We start from the raw sequence: 1,289 nt of genomic DNA, 5'->3' as shown, positions 1-1,289 counted from the left end.
CAGCGGACCCAGCCGGGGGCCGCGGAGTTGCGGCTGGTGGCGGAGGAACCGGTGGCCGGCGTGATCATCGAAGTCAGCCCGCACCCGGTCCTGCTGCCTGTCATCCAGGACACCGTCCCGGTGGTCGGCACGCTTCGGCGCGGCGAGGGCGGCCTGCAGAGGCTGGTGACATCGGTCGCGCAGGCACACGCGCACGGCGTCAGCGTGCACTGGACGACCCTGTTCGCCGGCCACGGCGCGAGGCGGGTTCCCCTGCCCACGTACGCGTTCCAGCGCGGCCGCTTCTGGCCCGAGTCGGCCGGCGGCCCCGCCGACTTCGCCGCCGCGGGCATGAGCTCGGCGGAGCACCCGTTGCTCGGGGCCATGGTGCCGCTGCCGCACAGCGACGGGGTGCTGTTCACCAGCCGCCTGTCGCTCCGCACCCACCCGTGGCTCGCCGATCACGCCGTACGGGGAACCGTGATCTTCCCCGGCACGGGCTATGTCGAGCTGGCCGTCCGCGCCGGCGACAGCGTCGGCTGCGCCAAGCTGGACGAACTCGTGCTGGAGGCCCCGCTGGTGCTGCCGGCCCAGGGCGGCGTCCAGGTGCAGGTCGTGGTGGACGCGGGCGAGACGCAGCGGGCCGTGTCGGTGTACGCCCGGCCGGAGGGCCAAGAAGAGTGGACTCGGCACGCCACCGGCCTGCTGAGCGCCGACGCCCCCGACACGGGGGACGAGTTCGACGCCGTACGCGGGAACTGGCCGGCACCCGGAGGCACGGAGCTGGACACGGCCGGGTTCTACGAACAGCTCACCGCGGCCGGCTTCCTCGTCTACGGCCCGATCTTCCAGGGCCTGACCCGGGCCTGGCGGCACGGCGACCGGATCCTCGCCGAGGTCGAGGTGCCCGCCGCGGCCGGACCCGAGTCGTACGGGCTCCATCCGGCACTGCTGGACGCCGCGCTGCACGCCACGGTGTTCGCCGAGCTCGACGCGGCCCGTACAGGCGGCCTGCCCTTCAGCTTCACCGACGTGATCCTGCGGGCCACAGGCGCCTCGCGGCTGCGGGTGGCATTGACGCGCACGGGCCCTGACGAGGTGGCGATCGCGGTCGCCGACGGCACAGGGCTGCCGGTGCTGTCGATCGGCTCCCTCGTCGTGCGCCCGGCGGCCGCAGCCGGTCCCGTCGTGGGCGTCGGCGACGGCGTCCTCGTGACGATGTCCTGGACCGGCACCACCGCCACGGGTGCTCCCGTGGGGGACTGGCTGCTCGTCGACCGGAACGGCACCGGTCACACCACTGTGGAGAC

Annotated in this window: 1 protein-coding gene; it reads left to right on the top strand. The window is 74.1% G+C overall.

The annotated features are described in order from the left end of the window. On the top strand, positions 1-1,289 hold a 1,289-nt coding region (locus ABZ646_RS46810), incomplete at both ends, for a polyketide synthase dehydratase domain-containing protein (RefSeq protein ID WP_360533948.1).

The sequence above is a fragment of the Streptomyces sp. NPDC007162 genome (genome assembly GCF_040634175.1).
Lineage (GTDB): Bacteria > Actinomycetota > Actinomycetes > Streptomycetales > Streptomycetaceae > Streptomyces.
Note: the sequence above shows the minus strand (reverse complement) of the source record. Positions and strands in the feature narration are given on the sequence as shown.